Annotated in this window: 25 protein-coding genes; 5 read left to right on the forward strand and 20 right to left on the reverse strand. The window is 70.6% G+C overall.

Annotation, left to right across the window (positions count from 1 at the left end):
• Nucleotides 1-133: 133 nt before the first annotated feature.
• Complete coding sequence (locus AB0F81_RS18500; RefSeq protein ID WP_360198662.1) at nt 134-982, reverse strand: 3-hydroxyacyl-CoA dehydrogenase family protein; 849 nt, start codon at nt 980-982, stop codon at nt 134-136.
• Between the two features lie 106 nt (nt 983-1,088).
• Between AB0F81_RS18500 and AB0F81_RS18505 the strand changes: the two genes are divergently transcribed.
• A complete protein-coding gene (locus tag AB0F81_RS18505; RefSeq protein ID WP_360198664.1) occupies nt 1,089-1,418 on the forward strand; it encodes a hypothetical protein in 330 nt (109 codons plus the stop codon).
• Here the strand turns inward: AB0F81_RS18505 and murA are convergent, their stop codons facing one another.
• Nucleotides 1,419-2,708, reverse strand: a complete 1,290-nt coding sequence (gene murA, locus AB0F81_RS18510) for a UDP-N-acetylglucosamine 1-carboxyvinyltransferase (protein WP_360198667.1) — start codon at nt 2,706-2,708, stop codon at nt 1,419-1,421.
• 42 nt (nt 2,709-2,750) lie between these two features.
• On the opposite strand from murA, the gene AB0F81_RS18515 reads away from it, so the two are divergent.
• Nucleotides 2,751-3,329 carry a cob(I)yrinic acid a,c-diamide adenosyltransferase gene (locus AB0F81_RS18515; RefSeq protein WP_360198669.1) on the forward strand — a complete coding sequence of 193 codons (579 nt, stop codon included), beginning with the start codon at nt 2,751-2,753 and terminating at the stop codon, nt 3,327-3,329.
• Nucleotides 3,326-3,742, forward strand: a complete 417-nt coding sequence (locus AB0F81_RS18520; protein WP_360198672.1) for a VOC family protein — start codon at nt 3,326-3,328, stop codon at nt 3,740-3,742. Before AB0F81_RS18515 ends, AB0F81_RS18520 begins: the two co-directional genes overlap by 4 nt.
• Here the strand turns inward: AB0F81_RS18520 and AB0F81_RS18525 are convergent.
• The 14 genes from AB0F81_RS18525 to glyA form a co-directional block, all read right to left on the reverse strand.
• Nucleotides 3,688-4,536 carry a PhzF family phenazine biosynthesis protein gene (locus tag AB0F81_RS18525; protein ID WP_360198675.1) on the reverse strand — a complete coding sequence of 283 codons (849 nt, stop codon included), beginning with the start codon at nt 4,534-4,536 and terminating at the stop codon, nt 3,688-3,690. The genes AB0F81_RS18520 and AB0F81_RS18525 overlap by 55 nt on opposite strands.
• A gap of 60 nt (nt 4,537-4,596) precedes the next feature.
• Nucleotides 4,597-5,064: a DUF2550 domain-containing protein gene (locus AB0F81_RS18530; protein WP_360198677.1), complete on the reverse strand. Its 468-nt coding sequence runs from the start codon at nt 5,062-5,064 to the stop codon at nt 4,597-4,599.
• Between the two features lie 8 nt (nt 5,065-5,072).
• Nucleotides 5,073-5,354, reverse strand: coding sequence for a F0F1 ATP synthase subunit epsilon (locus tag AB0F81_RS18535; RefSeq protein ID WP_360198680.1), 282 nt, complete (start codon nt 5,352-5,354; stop codon nt 5,073-5,075).
• 80 nt (nt 5,355-5,434) lie between these two features.
• Nucleotides 5,435-6,478 carry an LCP family protein gene (locus tag AB0F81_RS18540; RefSeq protein WP_360198724.1) on the reverse strand — a complete coding sequence of 348 codons (1,044 nt, stop codon included), beginning with the start codon at nt 6,476-6,478 and terminating at the stop codon, nt 5,435-5,437.
• Between the two features lie 201 nt (nt 6,479-6,679).
• The gene (gene atpD / locus AB0F81_RS18545; protein WP_360198683.1) at nt 6,680-8,125 is read right to left on the reverse strand and encodes a F0F1 ATP synthase subunit beta; all 1,446 of its coding nucleotides are present in this window, start codon (nt 8,123-8,125) and stop codon (nt 6,680-6,682) included.
• Nucleotides 8,122-9,051, reverse strand: coding sequence for a F0F1 ATP synthase subunit gamma (locus AB0F81_RS18550; protein WP_360198685.1), 930 nt, complete (start codon nt 9,049-9,051; stop codon nt 8,122-8,124). Before AB0F81_RS18550 ends, atpD begins: the two co-directional genes overlap by 4 nt.
• Before the next feature lie 2 nt (nt 9,052-9,053).
• Entirely contained in the window at nt 9,054-10,619 is a 1,566-nt protein-coding gene (gene atpA, locus AB0F81_RS18555) for a F0F1 ATP synthase subunit alpha (protein ID WP_360198688.1), read from the reverse strand.
• Between the two features lie 75 nt (nt 10,620-10,694).
• On the reverse strand, nt 10,695-11,516 hold the full coding sequence (locus AB0F81_RS18560) for a F0F1 ATP synthase subunit delta (RefSeq protein WP_360198691.1): 822 nt from the start codon (nt 11,514-11,516) through the stop codon (nt 10,695-10,697).
• Nucleotides 11,516-12,061 (reverse strand): F0F1 ATP synthase subunit B, encoded by a 546-nt coding sequence (locus AB0F81_RS18565; RefSeq protein WP_360198693.1) that lies wholly within the window; start codon nt 12,059-12,061, stop codon nt 11,516-11,518. The genes AB0F81_RS18560 and AB0F81_RS18565 overlap by 1 nt, the downstream gene beginning before the upstream one ends.
• Before the next feature lie 26 nt (nt 12,062-12,087).
• Entirely contained in the window at nt 12,088-12,321 is a 234-nt protein-coding gene (locus AB0F81_RS18570; RefSeq protein WP_360198696.1) for an ATP synthase F0 subunit C, read from the reverse strand.
• Between the two features lie 73 nt (nt 12,322-12,394).
• On the reverse strand, nt 12,395-13,183 hold the full coding sequence (gene atpB, locus AB0F81_RS18575) for a F0F1 ATP synthase subunit A (protein ID WP_360198727.1): 789 nt from the start codon (nt 13,181-13,183) through the stop codon (nt 12,395-12,397).
• Between the two features lie 15 nt (nt 13,184-13,198).
• A complete protein-coding gene (locus tag AB0F81_RS18580) occupies nt 13,199-13,435 on the reverse strand; it encodes a hypothetical protein (protein ID WP_360198699.1) in 237 nt (78 codons plus the stop codon).
• A gap of 210 nt (nt 13,436-13,645) precedes the next feature.
• Nucleotides 13,646-14,056 carry a hypothetical protein gene (locus AB0F81_RS18585; protein ID WP_360198729.1) on the reverse strand — a complete coding sequence of 137 codons (411 nt, stop codon included), beginning with the start codon at nt 14,054-14,056 and terminating at the stop codon, nt 13,646-13,648.
• 136 nt (nt 14,057-14,192) lie between these two features.
• Entirely contained in the window at nt 14,193-15,482 is a 1,290-nt protein-coding gene (gene glyA, locus AB0F81_RS18590) for a serine hydroxymethyltransferase (RefSeq protein WP_360198702.1), read from the reverse strand.
• An 81-nt stretch (nt 15,483-15,563) separates the two neighbouring features.
• Between glyA and AB0F81_RS18595 the strand changes: the two genes are divergently transcribed.
• Nucleotides 15,564-17,042 (forward strand): SDR family oxidoreductase, encoded by a 1,479-nt coding sequence (locus AB0F81_RS18595; RefSeq protein WP_360198705.1) that lies wholly within the window; start codon nt 15,564-15,566, stop codon nt 17,040-17,042.
• Between the two features lie 6 nt (nt 17,043-17,048).
• Here the strand turns inward: AB0F81_RS18595 and AB0F81_RS18600 are convergent, their stop codons facing one another.
• The 4 genes from AB0F81_RS18600 to prmC are packed head-to-tail and all read right to left on the reverse strand — an operon-like array spanning nt 17,049 to nt 20,150.
• On the reverse strand, nt 17,049-17,999 hold the full coding sequence (locus tag AB0F81_RS18600) for an L-threonylcarbamoyladenylate synthase (RefSeq protein WP_360198708.1): 951 nt from the start codon (nt 17,997-17,999) through the stop codon (nt 17,049-17,051).
• A gap of 14 nt (nt 18,000-18,013) precedes the next feature.
• Nucleotides 18,014-18,607, reverse strand: coding sequence for a phosphotyrosine protein phosphatase (locus AB0F81_RS18605; protein WP_360198710.1), 594 nt, complete (start codon nt 18,605-18,607; stop codon nt 18,014-18,016).
• A gap of 1 nt (nt 18,608) precedes the next feature.
• Nucleotides 18,609-19,253, reverse strand: a complete 645-nt coding sequence (locus AB0F81_RS18610; RefSeq protein WP_360198732.1) for an L-threonylcarbamoyladenylate synthase — start codon at nt 19,251-19,253, stop codon at nt 18,609-18,611.
• 24 nt (nt 19,254-19,277) lie between these two features.
• Nucleotides 19,278-20,150, reverse strand: a complete 873-nt coding sequence (gene prmC, locus AB0F81_RS18615; RefSeq protein ID WP_360198712.1) for a peptide chain release factor N(5)-glutamine methyltransferase — start codon at nt 20,148-20,150, stop codon at nt 19,278-19,280.
• An 83-nt stretch (nt 20,151-20,233) separates the two neighbouring features.
• Here prmC and AB0F81_RS18620 point away from each other — a divergent pair, with 83 nt between their 5' ends.
• The gene (locus AB0F81_RS18620) at nt 20,234-21,730 is read left to right on the forward strand and encodes a GGDEF domain-containing protein (RefSeq protein WP_360198715.1); all 1,497 of its coding nucleotides are present in this window, start codon (nt 20,234-20,236) and stop codon (nt 21,728-21,730) included.
• Nucleotides 21,731-21,801 lie beyond the last annotated feature (71 nt).

Raw genomic sequence — 21,801 nt, forward strand, 5'->3', positions numbered from 1 at the left:
AACAGGAATGGCGTCGTGCAGAGCCGTTAAACCGGCCGCAGCCACGGGGCCACCCAGCTGCGGTTGGGCCAGGCGTAGCACGTACGTCGAACGGTTGAAGCCGGTGCGGCGCAAAGCCGCACCGGCCCAGCCATCAGTAGCGGTAGAAACCCTTGCCGGTCTTCCGGCCCAGGTCGCCGGCCTGCACCATGCGCTGCAGCAGCTCCGGCGGGAAGAACTTCTCGTCCGCCGTGTCCCGGTAGATGTTGCTCGCCGCGTTCAGCATCACGTCGAGCCCGGTGAGGTCGACGGTCGCCAGCGGCCCCATCGTGTGCCCGAAGCCGAGCTTCATCACGGTGTCCAGGTCGGCGGCGGAGACCACGCCCGACTCGACCAGCTTGATCGCCTCGACCAGCAGGGCGGAGAAGAGCCGGTTGGAGACGAACCCGGCGACGTCGCGCTTGACCTCGACGCAGGTCTTGCCGACCTCCTCGGCGTAGGCGCGGGCGGCCGCCAGCGTCTCGTCCGAGGTCTGGTATCCGCGGACCAGCTCGACGAGCTTCATCATCGGCACCGGCGAGAAGAAGTGGATGCCGACGACGGACTCCGGCCGCGAGGTGACCGTGGCGATCTGGGTGATCGGGATCGCCGAGGTGTTGGTGCCGAGGACCGCGCCCGCCTTGCAGATCTTGTCGAGGGCCTTGAAGACCTCGTGCTTGGCCTCGACCTTCTCGAAGATGGCCTCGACCACGATGTCGGCCTCGGCGGCCGCGTCCAGGTCGGTGGTGGGGGTGATCCGGGCGAGGGTGGCCTCGACGTCTGCCTCGGCGATCCGGCCCTTCGCCGCGAAGCGGGTCAGCGAGTCCCTGATCGCGGACATGCCGCGGTTGAGCGAGGCGTCGTCGACGTCCCGCATGGTGACCTGCCATCCGGCCTGCGCCGAGACCTGGGCTATACCGGAACCCATCAATCCGGAACCGATGACCGCGAGCCGACCCGCCATGTTCCACTCCTTCGTGTGAGGGCGCCCAGTTTAACGGTGGTTCAGCCCGACTCCCGATCGGGTCGAATCTCCGGAAATCAGCGATCGGCGGTGCCAGACTGTGCCCATGGCCACGAGCGACGGCTGGTATCTCATCGGACCGTTGATCGCCGTCGGACTGGTCGGCTTCCTCGGCGCGGTGTTCTGGCGCATGGGTCTGCAGCCCACCGGCGGTGAACCCCCGCGCGACGGCCTCGCGATCTTCGAGGATCGGGAGGACTACGGTCTCCTCTTCCCGGCCGCGGTCGCCGACGACACCGAGGTGGCCGACGAGATCCGGCGGCTCCTCGGCGACGCCGGCATCCGGGCGACCACCGCCACCCGGCGCGACGGCCGGGTCAGCGTGCTGGTCTTCTCCGAGGAGGTGGAGGAGGCCCGCCGGCTGGTGTCCAGCTGATCAGAAGTCGAAGGTCGGCTCCGGCACGTCGGTGCGCTCCACCTCGACACCCAGCTTCGCCAGGTCGGCCACGAAGTCCGGGTAGCCACGGTCGATGTGGTGCACCTCGCCCACCTCGGTCACCCCGTCCGCGCAGAGCCCGGCGATGACCAGGCCCGCACCGGCCCGGATGTCGGTCGCGCGCACCGGGGCGCCGGAGAGCCGCTCCCGCCCGTTCACCACCGCGTGGTGCCCGTCGGTCCGGATGTCGGCGCCGAGACGCACCATCTCGTTCACGAACATGAACCGGCCGTCGAAGATGTTCTCGGTGATCAGCGAGGAGCCCTCGGCCACCGCGGCGAGACCGAGCGCCATCGGCAGCAGGTCGGTGGCAAAACCCGGGTACGGCAGCGTGACGATGTCGACGTTGCGCGGGCGCTCGGTCATCCGGACCCGGAACTCGTTCTCCCCCGGATCCACCGTCGCGCCGGCGGTGACCAGCTTGTCCAGCGCGATGTCCAGGAACTCCGGCCGCACCCCGCGCACGGTCACGTCGCCGCGCGTCATCGCCGCCGCGAACGCCCAGGTGCCGCCGACGATCCGGTCGCCGACCGTGGTGTGGTGCACCGGCTTGAGCGGCCCCTCCACACCCTCGACGATCAGCGTCGACGTGCCGGCGCCCTCGATCCGGGCGCCCATCGCGTTGAGCATCTGGCAGATGTCCACGATCTCCGGCTCGCGCGCGGCGTTGTCGATCTCGGTGACGCCCTTGGCGAGCACCGCGGCCATCAGCAGGTTCTCGGTGGCCCCGACACTCGGGAAGTCCAGCCAGATCTTGGAGCCGCGCAGCCCGGCCGGGGCCGAGGCGATCACGAAACCGTGCTCGTTGGAGATCTCCGCGCCCATCCGGGCCAGGCCGGAGACGTGCATGTCCAGGCCACGGGAGCCGATCATGTCGCCGCCGGGCAGCGCGACCCGCACGTAACCGCGGCGGGCCAGCAGCGGCCCCAGCACGCAGATCGACGCGCGCAGCCGGCGCACCAGGTCGTAGTCGGCCTCGGCACCCGGCTCCGCCGGCACGTCGATGACCGCCTCGCCACCGGAGAGGTCGACGTCGCAGCCGAGGCGGCGCAGCACCTCCGCCATGATCGCGATGTCGGTGATGCGTGGCACGTTCGACACCACGCTGCGGCCCTCGGCCAGCAATGCCACCGCCATCAGCTTGAGCGCCGAGTTCTTGGCACCGCCCACCACGACGTCACCGGCCAGCCGTGCGCCGCCCTTCACCCTGATCACATCCACGCGGGCCATGGTATGAGCCCCGGGCATGCGCCACTACGTAGGGTGGGGCGCATGGCTGTGCATCTCACCCGCATCTACACCCGTACCGGCGACGCCGGCCAGACCCGGCTGGTCAACAACGAGGTGGCGCCCAAGACGGCGCCACGCATCGCGGCCTACGCCGACGCCGACGAGTGCAACGCCGCTCTGGGTGTCGCGATCGCGCTCGGCGATCTCCCCTCGGAGGTACGCACGGTGCTCGCCTCCATCCAGAACGACCTGTTCGACCTCGGGGCGGATCTGGGCAACCCGCTCTCCGACGAGAAGCCGGAGTACCCGCCGCTGCGGGTCACCGAGGAGTACGTGACCCGCCTCGAAGGCTGGTGCGACGAGTTCAACGAGCGGCTGGCCCCGCTGGACAGCTTCATTCTTCCGGGCGGCACCCCCGGGGCCGCGCTCCTGCACGTGGCACGCACGGTGGCGCGCCGCGCGGAGCGTTCGGCCTGGGCTCTTCAGGAGCAGGAGCCCGAGCGTACGAGTGCGCTGCCCGCGAAATACCTGAACCGCCTCTCCGACCTGCTCTTCATCCTGTCCCGGGTGGCGAACCCGGACGGCGACGTGAAGTGGGTCCCCGGCGGCAGCCGTCGATGACCGGCGGGCTGCACCACCTGGAGCTCTGGATCCCCGACCTCGCGGGCGCCCTGCGCCCGTGGGGCTGGCTGCTCGGCGAGCTGGGCTGGCAGCCCTTCCAGGACTGGCCGGGCGGCCGGTCCTGGAAGCACGGGGACGTCTACCTCGTGCTGGAGCAGTCCCCTGCCCTCTCCGGGACGGTGCACGACCGGCTGGCGCCCGGCCTGAACCACCTGGCCTTCACCGTCGACACCGCCGCGGAGGTGGACCGCCTCTGGGCGGACGCTCCCGGGCACGGCTGGTCCCGGCTCTTCGCCGACCGCTATCCCCACGCCGGCGGCCCGGCGAGTTACGCCGCCTATCTGGCCGACGACTGGGCCTACGAGGTCGAACTGGTCGCCGACCGGTTCGAGCCCGCCGATGAGGGGACCTGAGCGTGCAGTTCGCCGTCGATCACGGTGACGGCGTGCCCGCTCAGGTGCGTGCGGTCGCCGCGCAGGGCCACCCGCACGAAACCGCCCCGCGGTGAGGCCTGATATCCGGTCAGCTCGTCGCGGCCCAGCTTCGCCGCCCAGTAGGGCGCGAGGGCGGTGTGCGCGCTGCCGGTGACCGGGTCCTCGTCGACGCCGACCGCCGGGCCGAAGAAGCGGGAGACGAAGTCGTAGCCGGCCGTCTCGTCGCCGGCCGCCGCGGTGACGATGACGCCCCGGTTCGACAGGGGCGTCAGGGCACGCAGGTCCGGGGCGATCTCCCGGACGAGCTTCTCGCCGGCCACCTCGACCAGCAGGTCGTCGGTGTTCGGCCCGGTGTGGCGCACCGCCAGGACCTCCGCGCCGAGGGCGGCGGCCAGGGCCGGATCCGGCGCGACCGCGGTCAGCGGCGCGGTCGGGAAGTCGAGGGTGAGCATGCCGTCCGGGCCGGGCGAGGCGACCAGCACCCCGCTGCGGGTGGCGAACCGGACCGGCCCGTCCTCGCCCAGCACGTGCGCGGCCGCCAGCGTGGCGTGCCCGCAGAGCGCGACCTCGACGGCGGGGGTGAACCAGCGCAGCGCCCAGTCGGCCTCGGAGCCGGCCGGCAGGCGGTGCAGGAAGGCGGTCTCGGCGTGGTTGACCTCGACGGCCACCCGCTGCATCCAGGCATCGTCCGGGAAGGCGTCCAGCAGGACCACCCCGGCGGGCGCTCCGGCGAACGGCCGGTCGGTGAAGGCGTCGACGATTCTGATCCGCATGCCGTCGACGCTAGGGCAGCCCAGCGCCGGCCGGACACGGCCAATCCGGCGCGCCTGGACTCAGGGCTCGATCGGGCGGGTGCCGAACGCCGGGCGGCTGCGCAGGGCGCCGGGGTCGCGCGGCGGGCCCGCTTCCAGCCAGGACAGGAAGCCGGTGACGGTGGTCTCCGCCATGGCGATCTCGAGCTGGGTGCCGTCGGTCTCGCAGCGCAGGACGACCCAGTGCCCCGGCATGGTGAGCCGCTCCGGGCCGGCCGGAAGGCGCCGCTCCCGCACCGCGAGGGTCCGCCGGTCGAGCACCCGTTTCGGGCGGATCGCCAGGCTGAACATGCGGTGGAAGCGGAGCTCGTCACCGACGAACTGGCCGAGGCCGGGCGACCAGCCGCGGCCGGGCACCATCGTGCTGATCCGGACCTGGACCCGAATGGTTCCGCCGCCGAGCATGAGCAGGCGGCGGCGGAAGAAGACGGCGAAGAGAAGCGCGAGCAGCGCGACGACGCAGATTCCGACGATTTCCAGAATCCGCATCGCCGGCGTCAGTGCGACTCGGGCGTGGCGGCCGTGGCGCTCTCGGCGAGCACCGTGACGCCGTTCGCGTCGATGGAGAGGAATCCGCCGGCCACGTCGTAGGTCAGCTGCTCGCCACCGGCGAGCTTGACCCGGACCTGGGACGGCTCCTTGAGCAGGCCGAGCAGCGGGGCGTGACCGGGCAGCACACCGATCTCACCCTCGGTGGTCCGCGCCACGAGCATCTCCGCCTCGCCGGACCACACCTTCTCCTCGACGGCGACGACCTCGACGTGCAGCTGGTTGGCCACGCTGTCTCCCTTTGACGCTGCGAAACCGATCGGGTGAAGTCTAGTCTGCGCCCCAGGTCACCGTGGTACGGGGTGCCGACTCAGCTGTCCTTGCTCACGTATTCCGGGTTGTCGAGCAGGAAGGCCGCGACCCGGTCCTCCTTGAGGGCCTTGAAGAACTCCTCGGTCGACGGCGCGAGCTGCTCCCCCAGGTACTTCCCGTTCGGCTGGTACGCCCCGCCGGGCAGCTTGACCAGCGTCATGTCGTCGGTGCTGACGCCGCGCAGCGCCAGACCCCAGTCGACGACGCTGTGCCCCTCACCGAAGAAGGTGAGCGAGTCGCCGGCCGCGTCCAGCACCTTCAGCAGCTTGCTGGGGTTGGTCACCACGTCCTTGCTCATCGCCTGCTTGGCCATGGCCTTGACGAACTGCTGCTGGTGCCGCTGGCGGTCGTAGTCGCCGTTGGGCAGGCCGTAACGCTGCCGGACGTAGTCCAGGGCCTCCCACGCCTTCAGGTGGTAGGTGCCCTTCTTGTAGAGCTTCTGCGGCCCGATGTACGGGTGCTCGCAGCCGCTGTCACACCCGGCCCGCTTGGGGCGGGGCTTGCCGTTCGGCTGGAGGTGCTCCGACTTCACGTTCTGGTCGATCGTCATGGTGACGCCACCCATGGCCTCGACGATGTCCTTGAACCCGCCGAAGTTGACGATCGCGCCGGCGTCGAACTCCTTGATGCCGGTGAGCTTGGTGACGGTCTTGGCGAGCAGCTGGAAGCCCTGCTTCTCGTCATACTTCCCGTTGCCGACCGAGCTGCCGAACGTCATCGCCGCGTTGATCTTCGAGCTGGTGCCGCGGAAGCCGTTCTTCTCGAAGGCGGGGATCTCGACATACAGATCGCGGGGCAGCGAGAAGAGGTAGACCTGGTCCATCGAGGCCGGCACGTGCGCCACGATGATCGAGTCGGAGAGCGGCGCGGTCTTGGTGCCGCGCGGGTCGATGCCGGCGAGCAGGATGTTCAGCGGGCCCTTGATGTCCGCGGCTTCCTCGCTGTCCGAGTCGCCGATCCGGACCGGGCCGGCGTCCACCGCACCGGTGTATTTCGCGATCACGGTCTGGCCGGTCACCAGCACGCCACCGCTCGTCACCATGAGGATCGCGCCGAAGGCGGCGCTGAGACGGGCCCACAACGGCGTGCGGCGCCGGAATTTCTTTGCCACCCGATCCCCAAACTCTTACCGAATCATGCGAACGCGGCGCCCAGCATACCCAAGCGCGCAACCGGGGCCCGAAACGAGCGAGAGCCGCACCGGTGAAACACCGGTGCGGCTCTCGAATGACTACGGGCGTGGTCAGCCCTTCATCAGCTCGTGCGCGTTCTTCTCGAGGTCCTCGAGGCCACCGCACATGAAGAAGGCCTGCTCCGGGTAGTTGTCGTACTCACCCTCAGCGATCTTCTTGAACGCCTCGATGGTCTCCTTCAGCGGGACCGTCGAGCCGGGAACGCCGGTGAACTGCTCCGCCGCGTAGGTGTTCTGCGACAGGAACCGCTCGATGCGGCGGGCCCGGGCGACCGTGACCTTGTCCTCCTCGGAGAGCTCGTCCATACCGAGGATGGCGATGATGTCCTGCAGGTCCTTGTACTTCTGCAGGATCCGCTGCACCTCACGGGCGACCGCGTAGTGCTCGGCGCCGACGAACTCGGGCGCGAGGATCCGCGAGCTGGAGGCCAGCGGGTCCACGGCCGGGTAGATGCCCTTGTCGGAGATCGACCGCTCGAGGTTCGTGGTCGCGTCCAGGTGGGCGAAGGTGGTGGCCGGCGCCGGGTCGGTGTAGTCGTCGGCGGGCACGTAGATCGCCTGCAGCGAGGTGATCGCCTTGCCCCGGACCGACGTGATCCGCTCCTGCAGCTCACCCATCTCGTCCGCCAGGGTGGGCTGGTAACCCACGGCCGACGGCATACGCCCGAGCAGGGTGGAGACCTCGGAACCGGCCTGGGTGAACCGGAAGATGTTGTCGATGAAGAGCAGCACCTCCTGGTTCTGGACGTCCCGGAAGTACTCCGCCATGGTGAGGGCGGTCAGGGCGACCCGCAGACGGGTGCCCGGCGGCTCGTCCATCTGGCCGAAGACGAGGGCGGTCTTGTCGAGAACGCCACCCTCCTCCATCTCCAGGATGAGGTCGTTGCCCTCACGGGTGCGCTCACCCACGCCGGCGAACACGGAGGTACCACCGAAGTTACGGGCCACCCGGATGATCATCTCCTGGATGAGCACCGTCTTGCCCACGCCGGCACCGCCGAACAGGCCGATCTTGCCACCACGCACGTACGGCGCGAGCAGGTCGAGCACCTTGATGCCGGTCTCCAGCATCTCGGTCTTCGGCTCGAGGTCCGCGAACGCCGGCGGCTTGCGGTGGATCGACCAGCGCTCCTGCACGTCCAGCGTCGACGGGTCGACGTTCAGGACCTCGCCGAGGGCGTTGAACACGTGGCCCTTGGTGACGTCACCGACCGGCACCGAGATCGGCGCGCCGGTGTCGGTCACGTCGGCGCCACGCACCAGACCGTCGGTCGGCTGCATCGAGATCGCCCGGAGGAGGTTGTCACCCAGGTGCTGGGCGACCTCCATCGTCAGCTTCTTCGTACCGCCGGAGAGGGTGACCTCCACGTGCAGCGCGTTGAAGATGGCGGGCATGGCGTCACGGGGAAACTCGACGTCGACGACCGGGCCGATGACCCGGACGACGCGGCCGACAGCGGTCTCCGCCTTGGTGGGCTCAGCTACAGCAGTCATCACACATCACTTCCCGCCGCGGCCAGCGCGTTGGCGCCGCCGACGATCTCACTGATTTCCTGGGTGATCGCAGCCTGCCGCGCGGAGTTCATCTCGCGCGTGTACCGCTTGAGCAGGTCGTCGGCGTTGTCCGACGCGCTCTTCATCGCCCGCCGGCGCGACGCCGACTCACTGGCCGCCGAGTCCAGCAACGCCGCGTAGAGGCGGGTGTTGAGGTACTTCGGCAGCAGCGCGTCGAGCAGCTCGTCGGCGTCCGGCTCGAACTCGTACGCCGGGCGCAGGCCCTCGGACTCCTCGGCCTGCTCGTCGACCTGGACCGGCGCGAGCGGCTTCGCGTTGGCGGTCTGCGTCATCAGGGACTTGAACTCGGTGCTCACGATGTGCAGCTCGTCCACGCCCGCGATGTTCTCCGGACCGAACGTGCCGTCGGTCTCGGAACCCGCCGCGAACGCCTCGATCAGCGCGTCACCGATGCGCTTGGCGTCCGCGAACGACGGCCGCTCGGAGAAGCCGGTCCAGCTGGCGGCGATCTCCCGGTTACGGAACTTGTAGTAACCGACGCCCTTACGGCCCACGACGTACAGCGCCACCTCCTTGCCCTCCGAGCGCAGCTGAGCGATCAGCTGCTCGGCGGTCCGGATGGCGTTGGCGTTGTAGGCGCCGGCCAGGCCCCGGTCACTGGTGATCAGCAGGACGCCCGCCCGCTGGACGCGCTCACGCGCGACCAGCAGCGGGTTGTCCACCGACGCGTTGGTCGCCAGCGCGCCCAGGACCTTGGTGATCGCCACCGAGTACGGCCGGGACGCGTTCACCCGCTCCTGCGCCTTGGCGATCCGGCTGGTGGCGACCAGCTCCTGCGCCTTGGCGATCTTCTTGGTCGACCGGACGGTGCGGATGCGCCGCCGCAGCGCCTGTACCTGACCGGCCATGCCTAGCTACCGCTCTCGGTGGAGCCGCTCTGGAAGACCTTCTTGAACTCGACGACGCCGGCCTTGAGGCTCTCGACGTTGTCGTCGCTCAGCAGGTTCGTCGACTCGATCGCGGTGTAGACCTCGCTGTGGTGCTGCTTGAACCACTGGAGGAATTCCTGCTCGAACCGGCGCACGTCGCCGACCGGGATGTCGTCGAGCTGACCGGTGGTGCCGGCCCAGATCGTGATGACCTGGTCGACGGTCGCGTACGGCGAGTACTGCGGCTGCTTGAGCAGCTCGACCAGCCGGACGCCCTTCTCCAGCTGAGCGCGCGACGCCTTGTCCAGGTCGGAGGCGAAGGCCGAGAAGGCCTCCAGCTCACGGAACTGGGCCAGGTCGAGACGCAGGCGGCCGGAGACCGAGCGCATCGCCTTGACCTGCGCCGAACCACCGACGCGGGACACCGACGTACCGACGTTGATCGCCGGGCGGACACCCGAGGCGAACAGGTCGGACTCCAGGAAGATCTGGCCGTCGGTGATCGAGATGACGTTGGTCGGGATGTAGGCCGAGATGTCGTTGGCCTTGGTCTCGATGATCGGCAGACCGGTCATCGAGCCGCCGCCCATCTCGTTGGAGAGCTTGGCGCAGCGCTCCAGCAGCCGGGAGTGCAGGTAGAAGACGTCACCCGGGTACGCCTCGCGGCCCGGCGGGCGGCGCAGCAGCAGCGACACGGCGCGGTACGCCTCGGCCTGCTTGGTCAAGTCGTCGAAGACGATCAGGACGTGCTTGCCGTTGTACATCCAGTGCTGTCCGATGGACGAGCCGGTGTACGGCGCGATGTACTTGAAGCCGGCCGGGTCGGACGCCGGAGCAGCCACGATGGTCGTGTACTGCAGCGCGCCCTGCGCCTCCAGGGTGCCCCGGATGCTGGCGATGGTGGAGGCCTTCTGGCCGATCGCCACGTAGATGCAGCGAACCTGCTTCTCCGGGTCGCCGGACTCCCAGTTCGCCTTCTGGTTGATGATCGTGTCGATCGCGACCGTGGTCTTACCGGTCTTACGGTCGCCGATGATCAGCTGGCGCTGGCCACGGCCGATCGGCGTCATGGCGTCGATCGCCTTGATGCCGGTCTGCAGCGGCTGCTTCACGGGCTGGCGCGCCATCACGTTCGGCGCCTGGAGCTCCAGCTCACGGAAGCCTTCGTTGGCGATCTCGCCGCGGTCGTCGATCGGGTTGCCCAGCGCGTCGACCACGCGGCCCAGGAAGGCGTCGCCGACCGGGACCGAGAGGACACGGCCGGTCCGCTTGACCGGCTGGCCCTCCTCGATGTTCGCGTAGTCGCCCAGGATCACGGCGCCGATCTCGCGGACGTCGAGGTTGAGGGCGACACCCAGCGTGCCGTCCGAGAACTCGAGCAGTTCGTTCGCCATCGTCGAGGGCAGGCCCTCGACGTGCGCGATGCCGTCACCCGCGTCGGAGACGATGCCGACCTCTTCGCGGGTGAGATCGGTCGACGTGGCGGACGAGACGTAGCGCTCTAGCGCCCCCCGGATCTCGTCCGAGGAGATGGTCAGCTCGGCCATCCTCTGCCTTCTCTGTCTAGCTCGGAGCGTCACCGCCGCCGAGGGGGCTTCTCGATGGGAATCGAGGGGAAAGAACTATTTAGCGAACGCCTGCTTGGCCTGGTTCAGCTTGCGCAGGACCGTGCCGTCGTAAAGGTCGGAGCCGACCCGGACGCTGACACCGCCGAGAACCGCCGGGTTGACGTCCACCTTCAGCGAGACCTCGCGGCCGTAGAGGGCGGACAGCTTCACGGCCAGGGCCTGCTCGTCAGCGTCGGTGAGCGGCTTGGCCACCGTCACATACGCCACCTCGCGGTCGCGCTTGGCGGCGGTCGCCTCGACCAGCCGGGTCAGCGAGGCCTCGAAGCCACGGCCACCGAAGCCGGTCAGCGCGACCTCGACCAGCCGGCCGGTGGCCACGTGCACCTTGCCCTTGAGCAAGTCCTGCACCAGCTTAACCCGCTGCTCGACCGGAGCACCGATGTCACTGAGCGTCACCGCGAGTCGGGAGTTGCCGCCGACGATCTGGGCGAACCGGAACAGTTCGTCCTCGACGTCGGCCAGCTTGCCGTCCCGCTCGGCCGAGGCCAGCAGGGCCTCGACGCCCAGACGCTCGGTGGCGTCCAGCAGCTCCACCGGACGGGAGAACCGCCCGGCCACCAGCGTGGTAACCGTGTTGATGGTGGCCGCGGTGACCTTGCCGGAGAGCAGCGACTTGAGCAGATCGGCACGGTCCGAGCCGGGCCGCGACGGGTCGGTCAGCGCCCGGCGCAGCCGGGGCTGGGCCCGCAGCAGGCCGGCCACCGACAGGATCTCGTCGGCGACCGTGGCCAGCTGCGCGGCCGTGGCCGACGTCGTCTCCGCGGCGAGCCGGTCGACGGCCTCGCCGTAAGCCTCGCGGCTCACGCTCGAAGCCATCAGCGCCGCCCGGCCGAGTCGAGGTCGTTGATGAACCGCTCGACGGTGCCCCGGGTACGGGCCTCGTCCGCCAGCGCCTCGCCAACGATCTTGCTGGCCAGGTCGACCGCGAGCGTGCCGACCTCGGAGCGCAGCTCCCGGACGATGGACTCACGCTGCGCGGCGAGCTGCTCGTTGCCGGCCGCGATGATGCGGTCCGACTCCTCGCGAGCCTTGGCCAGCACGTCCTGCCGGATGCCCTCGGCGTCGGCCCGGGCCTCGTCGCGGATGCGAGCGGCCTCGGTACGCGCCTCGGCGAGCTGGGCCTTGTACTGCTCCAGCAGCCCGTTCGCCTCGGCCTGCGCGGCCTCGGCACGCTTGATGCCACCCTCGATGGCGTCGACGCGCGCCCGGAACGTCTTCTCCATCTGCGGGAAGACGAACTTGATGAGCACGAAGCAGAGCACCGCGAAGGCAACCGAGCCGACGACGATTTCCTGCCAGATCGGAATGATCGGGTTGTGCTCGGTGGCGCCCTCTTCGGCCGCCAGATAGAGGTTGATCATGGGGTCCTCCTAGTCGAGGCCGAAGATCAGAGGTTGCCTTGCCAGATGAAGCCGAACGCGATACCCAGCAGCGCGAGCGCCTCGATGACGGCGAAGCCGATCCAGACGTACGGCAGGGTCAGGCGGGACGACTCCGGCTGACGCGCCGTCGACTGGATGTAGGCCGAGAAGACCAGGCCCACGCCGATGCCGGGGCCGATGGCCGCGAGACCGTAGCCGATGGCGGCGGTGCTGCCCTCAACGGCGGCAAGAAGCTCCATTACGAAATCCTCCTGGTATCTCGCGTGACTGTCACGCGGGACGACAAACGGGGTGTTACTGGTGGAACGAAACTCAGTGCTCGTCGGCGAGTGAGCCCTGGACGTAGCTCGCGGTCAGCACCGTGAAGACGTAGGCCTGCAGGCAGATGACCAGGAACTCGAGCAGGGTCAGCGCGATGGTCAGCGCCCAGGACAGCAGCGAGACCGGCGCGAGGAGACCGTTCGCGTTGATCATCGCGACGCCGCCGAGCGTGAACACCAGCAGCAGCATGTGGCCCGCGAACATGTTGGCGAACAGACGGACCGCCAGCGAGAAGGGGCGGACCAGGAAGTTCGAGAAGAACTCGATCGGGATCAGCAGCGGCAGGATGAACCACGGGGCCGGCGGGATCAGCGCGTGCTTGAAGTACTTGACCGGGCCGTGGTGCCGCATGCCGACATAGATGAACATCACATAGCTGATCACCGCGAGCACCGCCGGGAACGCGATGTGCGACATCGGCGAGAGCTGGATGAACGGCACGATGCCGAAGAAGTTGTTCAGCAGGATGAAGCAGAACAGCGTCGTCAGGTACGGCGCGAACCGCACGCCGGCCGGACCGATCATGTCGACCGCGATGTTGTTGCGGACGAAGCCGTAGACGCTCTCGGCGACCCACTGCTTCTTGGTCGGGACCAGCTGCGGCTTCCGGTAGGAGAGCAGGAAGAACAGGATGATCACCGCAACCGACACCCAGACCAGCAGCGTGATCTTGGTGAACCAGTAGTTGTTGTGCTCACCCCACGGCAGGATGCTGGGCAGGTAAAAATCCTCGACGCTGGGCGGGAATGCCGCCGCGAGGACCGTCGACTGACCGATCACCATGGCCCTTTCCTGTCAGGCGCCGAGCCGGCGCACGATGAGGTACACACCGCCGGCCATTCCGAGGACGGCGCCGATGCCGGCGAAGATGCCCTTGGTTCCGACAAAGTGGTCGACCAGCCATCCGATTCCACCCCACACCAACATGCCCGCGATGAGATAGGAGATCGCGGTCATGCCCACTCCCGTGTCGGGAGGCGGGTTCGGACCGTTGTCACCGCGAGGTTCGTGGGGAGGTTTCTGGCCGGTCATGACGGCCCGAACGATATCAGCAGGAAAGACGAAGCTAAGCGGGACCCCCCGCACAACCGCAGTTGTCCAGGCGTCAGGGGTCACGCAACTGTCTGGACACGGTACTCCTGTCACGCCAAAACGGAACACGGCGCGAGCGAAGAGGTCACCGGATCGTGGCTACTTGATCCACTTGGTCCGCCGCGACCAGGGTGAACACGGTGCCGTAGATCACTTTCTGACAGTTCGCCCGTAGAGCCACCAGGCCTGCGCGCCGGTCCACACCATCACGCCCGCGACGATGCCGAGGCCCAAAGCGGTCTTTCCGGGCCACTCGGTAGAGACACCATATGCCAGAACAACGCCCAACAGCGTGTATTTCAGGACATAGGTCAGCAGACCAAGGGGCATGAGCAGCGCCGGGCGTACCGTGTCCGCCCAGGCGATGACCAGCGTGGACATCGAATAGCTGACCGTGACGATGAGAACCCCGGTGGCCGCGCCGAGCGCGGCGTCCGCGCCGCCGGTGAAGAACCCGATGGAGGCCGCGCAGGTCAGCAACAGCACGCAGACCGCGGAGATCAACGGCAGGTGTTCCACCCGCCAGCGCGGGTCGGCGGGCAGGGCGGGCAGGTCGGGCAGAGGCCGATCATCCTCATCGAGATCTTCCGATACGGCGTACGCGCCGCCCACCGGATCCCGGCCACCGTCCCCAAGGCTCACTCTATGTCTCCTTCGGCGTGCTCTTCTGGCCCTTGCTTCGCTGCGGTGCAGTCGATCACGCCATGACCTCCTGCTCCGCATAAAACGGGAAACGCCGGACCAGCTCCGACACCTCCCCCGTCACCTCGGCGAGCCGCTGGGACCCACCGGCCGTCTCCGGGTCGCTGCGCACCGCCAGCCCGATCAGGCCGGCGATCTGCCGCATCTCACCCTCCCGCATGCCCTGGGAGGTGACACTCGGCGTGCCGACCCGGACACCGGAGGCCACGGACGGTTTCTCCGTGTCGTACGGAATCGCGTTCTTGTTGAGCGCGATCCGCGCACGAGCGCAACGTGCCTCCGCGTCCCGGCCGCAGACGCCCAGCTCGGTCAGGTCGAGCACGGCGAGATGGGTGTCGGTGCCACCGGTCACCGGGCGCATGCCCTCGGCGGCCAGCCCGGCGGCCAGCGCCCGGGCATTGCGGACGGTCTGCTGAGCGTACCCCCGGAAGGACGGCATGCCCGCTTCGCGCAGGGCGACCGCCTTGGCCGCCACAGCGTGCATCATCGGTCCGCCCTGCGCGAACGGGAAGACCGCCTTGTCGACACGCTGGGCCAGCTCCGCACGGCAGAGGATCATGCCGCCCCGCGGCCCGCGCAGCGCCTTGTGGGTGGTGCAGGTGACCACGTCGGCGAACGGCACCGGCGAGGGCACCGCCCGGCCGGCCACCAGGCCGATGAAGTGTGCCGCGTCGACCAGCAGGTACGCACCCACCTCGTCGGCGATCTCGCGGAACCGGGCGAAGTCGATCAGCCGCGGGTACGAGGTCGCGCCGCAGATGATCAGCTTGGGGCGGTGGGCCAGCGCGAGGTCACGCACCTCGTCGTAGTCGATCTCCTCGGTGGCCGGGTCCACCCGGTAGGCGATCGGGTGGAACCACTTGCCGGAGAAGTTGGCCCGGCTGCCGTGGGTGAGGTGACCGCCGTGCGGCAGGCCCATCGCCAGCACCACGTCGCCCGGCTCGGCCAGCGCCGCGTACGCCGCCAGGTTCGCCGACGCCCCGGAGTGCGGCTGCACGTTGGCGTGATCGGCGCCGAACAGCTCCTTGGCGCGCTCGATCGCCAGCTCCTCGGCCCGGTCCACCTGGCCGCAGCCACCGTAGTAGCGGTGCCCGGGATAGCCCTCGGCGTACTTGTTCGCCAGCGTCGACCCGAGCGCGGTCAGCACCGCGGGCGACGTGAAGCTCTCGCTCGCGATCAGCTGCAAGGTCTCCCGCTGCCGGGCCACCTCGTCGAGCAGCACAGCCGCGATCTCCGGATCGTCGCGCTCCAGCGCGGCGAAGTCCGGCCCCCAGAAGGTGCCCACCTCTGGCCTCCCGACCTCGAGGACCTGCCAGGAAAAAGCATATGGCGTGGGACCCCCCGCCTGCGGGCACAGTCTGGAGTTATGCGATGCCTAGTCACCGGCGCGACCGGTTACATCGGGGGCCGGCTGGCCCCGCGGCTGCTCGACGCCGGCCACTCGGTCCGGTGCCTGTCCCGCAGTGCCGGCCGGCTCCGCGACGTCCCGTGGGCCGATCGCGTCGAGGTGGTCGAGGCCGACCTGCTCGACCCGGCGTCCCTGGTCCCGGCGCTGGAGGGCGTCGAGGTCGTCTACTTCCTGGTGCATTCGCTCGGGCAGGCCGACTTCGAGCAGCGGGACCGGCAGGCGGCGGCCAACCTGGCCGCGGCGGCACGGGCGGCCGGCGTACGGCGAATCGTCTACCTCGGCGGACCGGAGCCCCCGGCCGGCGAGCGTCCGTCGGCGCACCTGCGCTCCCGGGCCGAGGTGGCCCGGATCCTGCTGGACAGCGGGGTGCCCACGGTGGTGCTCCGGGCGCCGGTGATCATCGGATCCGGTTCGGCCTCGTTCGAGATGCTGCGCTACCTGACCGAGCGGCTCCCGGTCATGGTGACCCCGCGCTGGGTGCACAACCGGATCCAGCCGATCGCCGTACGCGACGTGCTCCGCTACCTGATCGGCGCCGCGGAGCTGCCGCCCTCGGTGAACCGCGGCTTCGACATCGGCGGCGCCGACGTGCTCACCTACGCCGAGATGATGCGCCGCTACGCCCGGGTGGCGGGTCTGCGCCGCCGCGTGATCATGCCGACCCGGGTGCTCAGCCCGTGGCTCTCCGCGCACTGGGTCGGCCTGATCACCCCGGTGCCGAACGCCATCGCCCGGCCGCTGGTGGCCAGCCTGGTGCACGAGGCCGTCGCGCACGACAACGACCTGGCCGCTCTCGTGCCCGGCCCGGCGCCGCTGGGCTTCGACGAATCAGTCGGGCTCGCGCTGAGCAAGATCCGCGACGCGGACGTGGAGACCCGCTGGTCCACCGCCTCCGGCCAGGACGCCTCGGCGGAACCGCTGCCCAGCGACCCGGACTGGTCCGGCGGCAGCCTCTACGTCGACGAGCGCTCGCGTCCCGTCCAGGCGCCGGCCGACCGGCTGTGGCGGGTGATCGAGGGCATCGGCGGCGAGAACGGCTGGTACTCGTTCCCGCTCGCCTGGTCGGTCCGCGGCTGGCTGGACCGGCTGGCAGGCGGCGTCGGCCTGCGCCGCGGCCGGCGTGACCAGCACCGGCTGCGGGTCGGCGAGGCCCTGGACTGGTGGCGGGTCGAGGAGCTGGTCCCCGGGTCGCTGCTGCGGTTGCGGGCGGAGATGAAGGTGCCCGGGCGGGCCTGGCTGGAGATGCGCGCCGAACCGGACGGCGAGGGCGGCAGCGTGTACCGGCAGCGGGCGGTGTTCCTGCCGCGCGGGCTGGCCGGGCACCTCTACTGGGCGTCGGTGCTGCCCTTCCACGGCGTGGTCTTCTCCGGCATGGCCCGCAACATCACCCGCACCGCCGAGCAGATCGCACCCACCACGCAGGATGCGCTCCGGTAGAGAGGATCAGGCGGCGGCGCGGGAGAGGCGGTCGCGGACGGCCAGCCAGTCCTCGGTCTGCGGCGGCTCCTGGACCAGGATGGTCGCGAACCCGGCGTCGTCGAGGCGGTGCAGGGCGGCGTACAGATCGGCGGCGTACTCGCGCGGGTCGGCGGAGAGGACCTCGGTGCCCTCGGCGCCCTCGTACGTGAGGATCCCGATCGGTCCGGCCAGGCCGGACCGATCGACGTCGTCGACGTCCTTGCAGAGGACGACCCGGGCCCGCGGCGCGTAGTGCCGCCGGCTCATGCCCGGCGACGGCCGGGCCGCGCCGTCCGCGGTCTCGGCGTCCGGCAGGGCGATCTCACCGGCCACGTCGCGCAGCACCCGCAGGCCCAGCGCACCCGGGCGCAGCAGCCTCGGCACCTCGGAGGTCAGGTCCAGCACGGTGGACTCGATGCCCCACGAGCAGGCGCCGCCGTCCAGCACCAGCGGCACGTCCGGCAGGCTGCGCACCACGTGCTCGGCGGTGGTCGGCGAGATGCTCTCCGACCGGTTCGCGCTGGGCGCGGCGAGCGGCAGCCCGGACACCTGCAGCAGGCGCAACGCCACCTCGTGCGCCGGCACCCGCACCGCGACGGTGTCGTTGGCCGCGCCGATGCCGGGCAGGTGCCGGGCCCGGCGGACCACCAGGGTGAGCGGACCCGGCCAGAACCGGGCGGCCAGCTCGTCGGCCCGCGCCGGCCAGGTCTCGGCGAGCGCCCGGGCCGCGGCGACGTCGGCGACGTGCACGATCAGCGGGTTCCAGGACGGGCGGTTCTTCAGCCGGTAGATCTCACCGATCGCGTCCCGGGAGAACGCGTCAGCGCCCAGGCCGTAGACGGTCTCGGTGGGGAAGGCCACCACCGAGCCGGCCCGCAGCAGCTCCGCCGCCCGGCGCAGCCCCTCGGCGTCCGGACGGACGCAGCGCTCATTCATGAACCGGGCGCCGGTCACGGCAGCAGCAGGGCGGCGAACGGAACCGTGGTGTCCTCGATCTCGTCGCCGACCCGGTGGAAGGTCTGGTCGCCACGGCCCCACGGGTCGTCCAGGTCGTCGCCGGCCTGGGCCGGATCGTCGCCGCGCAGCCGGGCCACCGCTTCCACGATGGCGACGCCGCGGGCGTGCACCGCCGCCGGCTCCGGCTCGGCCGGCGGCAGGGCGGCGGCGTCGACCGCGCCGAGCAGGCGGCCGAACTCGCCGAGCACGAAGGTGCGCTGCGCGGCGTCCGGGCGCAGCGCCACCACGTAGTCGAACTGGTCGGCGGTGGCGGTGAGGATCAGGTCGGCCTCGTCGATGAAGTCACCGCGCAGCTTGCGGGCCAGGAAGCCGTCGTCGCTGCCGCCGCGGGCGCGCACCAGCCGGGCGGCCGGCGGGTTCATCTCCTCGCCCTCGTGCCAGCCGCCGGTGCCCGCGCTCAGGCTCCGGATCAGCTCCTCCGGGGTGTCGCCGGCCCGGTCCCGGACCGCCCGGGCGAGCAGGCGCTCGGCCATCGGGGACCGGCAGATGTTGCCCATGCAGACGTGCAGAACGGTGAACGGCGCCACGTCAGCCCTGCCCGTCGACGATGTCCGGAACCACGTCACGCAGTTTCTCCAGCGGGACAGCGCCGGCCCGCAGCACCCGCGGCACGTCGCCGGTCACGTCCACGATCGTGCTCGGCGCCGGGTCGGTGGCCGGGCCGGCCTCGAGGTAGACGCGGACCGCGTACTCCAGCTGGTCGCGGGCTTCCTCGGCGGTCAGCGGGGCGGGCGAGCCGAGCTTGTTGGCGGTGGTGACGGCCATCGGGCCGACCTCGCGCAGCACCTCGAGCGCGACCGGGTGCAGTGGCATCCGCACCGCCACCGTGCCGCCGGTGTCCCCGAGGTCCCACTGCAGGCTGGGCGAGTGCTCCACGATGATGGTGAGCGCACCGGGCCAGAAGGCGTCGGCCAGCTCGCGGGCCGCCCGCGGCAGCGAGTAGACCAGGCCGTCCAGGGTGTGCCGGGAACCGACCAGCACCGGCGGCGGCACCCGGCGGTCGGAGCCGCGGGCGTGGTGCAGCTGGGTGATCGCGTGCGGGGTGAAGGCGTCCGCGCCGACGCCGTACACCGTGTCGGTGGGCATCACCACGAGCTCGCCGCTCTTGGCCGCCTCGACCGCCGCGGCGATTCCCCGGTCCCGGTCGGCGACGGTCGCGCAGTCGTAGAGCATCACGAGATGCAGTGTGCCATGTCGTCAGCGGAGCCGAGCGGTCGCATATCTGGGGCGGCCGGTGAGGTCGTCGTGCGCCTCCACCTCGGTGAACCGGCCGTCGGCGGTGATCAGCCGGGGCACGGCCGCACCGTGCACGTCGTCGTGTTCGACGCCGAACCAGCCGCCGGGACGCAGCAGCTTCGCGGCGAGCGCGATCACCGGGCGGATCACGGACAGCCCGTCACCACCGCCGAAGACCGCCTCAGACGGGTCGTGATCGGACACCTCGGGCGGGACCGGGGTGTCGTCGGGAACATACGGCGGGTTGCAGAGCAGGACATCCACCTGACCGTGCAGATCGGACAGTAGATCAGGATCGGTCACGTCGCCCTCGACCACCTCGACCGAGCCGAAGCCCGCGGCATTGCGCCGCAGCCAGTCCAGCGCCGCCGGCGAGCGCTCGACCGCGATCACCCGGGCGGCCCTGGTCTCGTCGGCCACCGCGAGCGCGATGGCGCCGCTGCCGCTGCACAGGTCCACCACCACGGCGCCCGCCGGGGTGCGCTCGATCCCCCAGCCGGCGAGCAGCTCGGTCTCCGGGCGCGGGACGAAGACGCCGTCGCCGACCGCGAGGTCCAGGTGCCGGAACGCGGCGGTGCCGAGCAGGTGCTGCAACGGGATCCGCCGGGCCCGCTCGGCGACCAGCGCCCGGAACCGTGCCGACTCCTCGGCCCGCATGGTGTCGATGAGCAGCAGCCGGCCACGCGGCACACCGAGCGCGTGTGCGGCCAGCAACTCGGCATCGACCCGCGGTGATGCCACCCCGGCGGTCCCCAGCGCCGCGGTGGCCGTGGCCAGCTCGGATGCGAGCCGGGTTCGATCGGCGCTCTCGCGGGGGTGTTCGTGTCGCGGCATCACGGCATAATCATGGGACGTCGCGCACCGTGGGGATCGGCCGGGTCACCCGTGTGCGCCACGGAGGCCGTGGGAGGCGCCTGGTGGGTTGGTTGGACCAGCTCGCGGAACACGTCGAGGACCTACGCCGGGCCGGGGAACTGCAACAGAACGGACGGTCCGCGCAGGCACTACCGATCCTCGACGCGGTGCTGGCCGCCGCCACCGACCCCACCACCCGGGCATACGCGCTGGTGCAGCGCTTCGGCGCTTTGATCAACCTGGGCCGGGTGGGCGAGCTGGCCACCGCGATGGCCGCCGCCACCGAGGCGGTGCGCGAGGTTCCCGACCCCTATCTGCGCGGGCAGATGCACGCGTTCGCGGCGCTCGGCGCACACCTGCAGAGCAATCTGGACCGCGGGGTGACCCACTTGGTGCAGGCCTCCCGCGCCCTGGCCGCGGTGCCGGAGCGGGACGTGGAGACCGCCTGGGGCTGGCACGATCTCGCCATGGCCTACTCGTACCTGGGGTTTCACGGCCAGGCGCTGACCGCCATCGAGCAGGCCCGCGAGGTCGGCGCGAGCGCCGGCCTCGCGGCCGAGATCTTCGCGGCGCCCGGCATCCGGTTGCGCAACGCGGTCGCGCTCGACCACCAGGGCGACACCGACGGTTGCGTACGGGTCCTGCGCGACATCGACGCCGAGCTGTCCCGCTACCTCGTCACCGACCAGCTGCGCCCCGGCAGCCGGGCGGTCTACGGTTACGCGCTGGCCCGCCGCGCCGCGCTGGGCGAGCCGACCGGTGCCGACGCGGCCCAGTGGCTGACCGGCGGCGGCGACAGCGTGCGCACTCGTGACCTGCAGCATCTCGGTTCGGTCTGCCTCGCCATCGCCGCCGGCAAACCGGAGCGGGCACTGGCCATGTTGGAGTCCGTGCCGGTCTCTGCGGAGGTGCTCGGCGCTCCGGAGCCGGCCCGGTTGCGCAGCATCTGCCACGCCAGCGCCGGCGATCACTCCGCCGCACACGCCGCCGACCGGTACGCGTTCCGCCTCGCCGCCCAGCGCATCGACCAGCTCCGCGACGGATATCTGGACGGGGTCGCCGCCCGGCTGGACGCCCAGGAGTCCCACCGCGACCCGGGGCGTTACGGCGACGAGACCCTCGTCGACCCGCTGACCGGCCTGCCGAACCGCCGCCAGCTGGAACGGTACGTGGACACCCTGCTGGCCCGGGGCGAACGGGCCGCGGTCGGGGTGTGCGACGTGGTCGGCTTCACCACGGTCAACCTGCGGCACGGCCGGCACTGCGGCGACCTGGTCCTGCAGCGCATCGCCGGCGTGCTGCACCGGGCGCTGCGCCGCGGCGACTTCGTGGCCCGCTTCGCCGGCGACGAGTTCGTGCTGGTCCTGCCCGGCGCCGGGCCGAACCAGGCGGCCGAGGTGTCGCGCCGCATCGGCGCCGCCGCGACCGGGGAGAACTGGCAGGCGCTGGTTCCCGGCACCCCGATCGGGCTGGCCGCCGGCTGGTCCGAGGTGGGCACGAACGGGCGTGGCCTGACCGCCGCGCTGGCAGCCGCGGCGGCGAGCCGGAAACCGACCTGAGATGACCGTGATCGAGCTCGGCGACATGACCGCCGGCCCGCAGCCGGACCCGGAGGACGGCCCGGCCCGTC

Source organism: Actinoplanes sp. NPDC024001 (assembly GCF_040638955.1).
Taxonomy (GTDB): Bacteria; Actinomycetota; Actinomycetes; order Mycobacteriales; family Micromonosporaceae; genus Actinoplanes.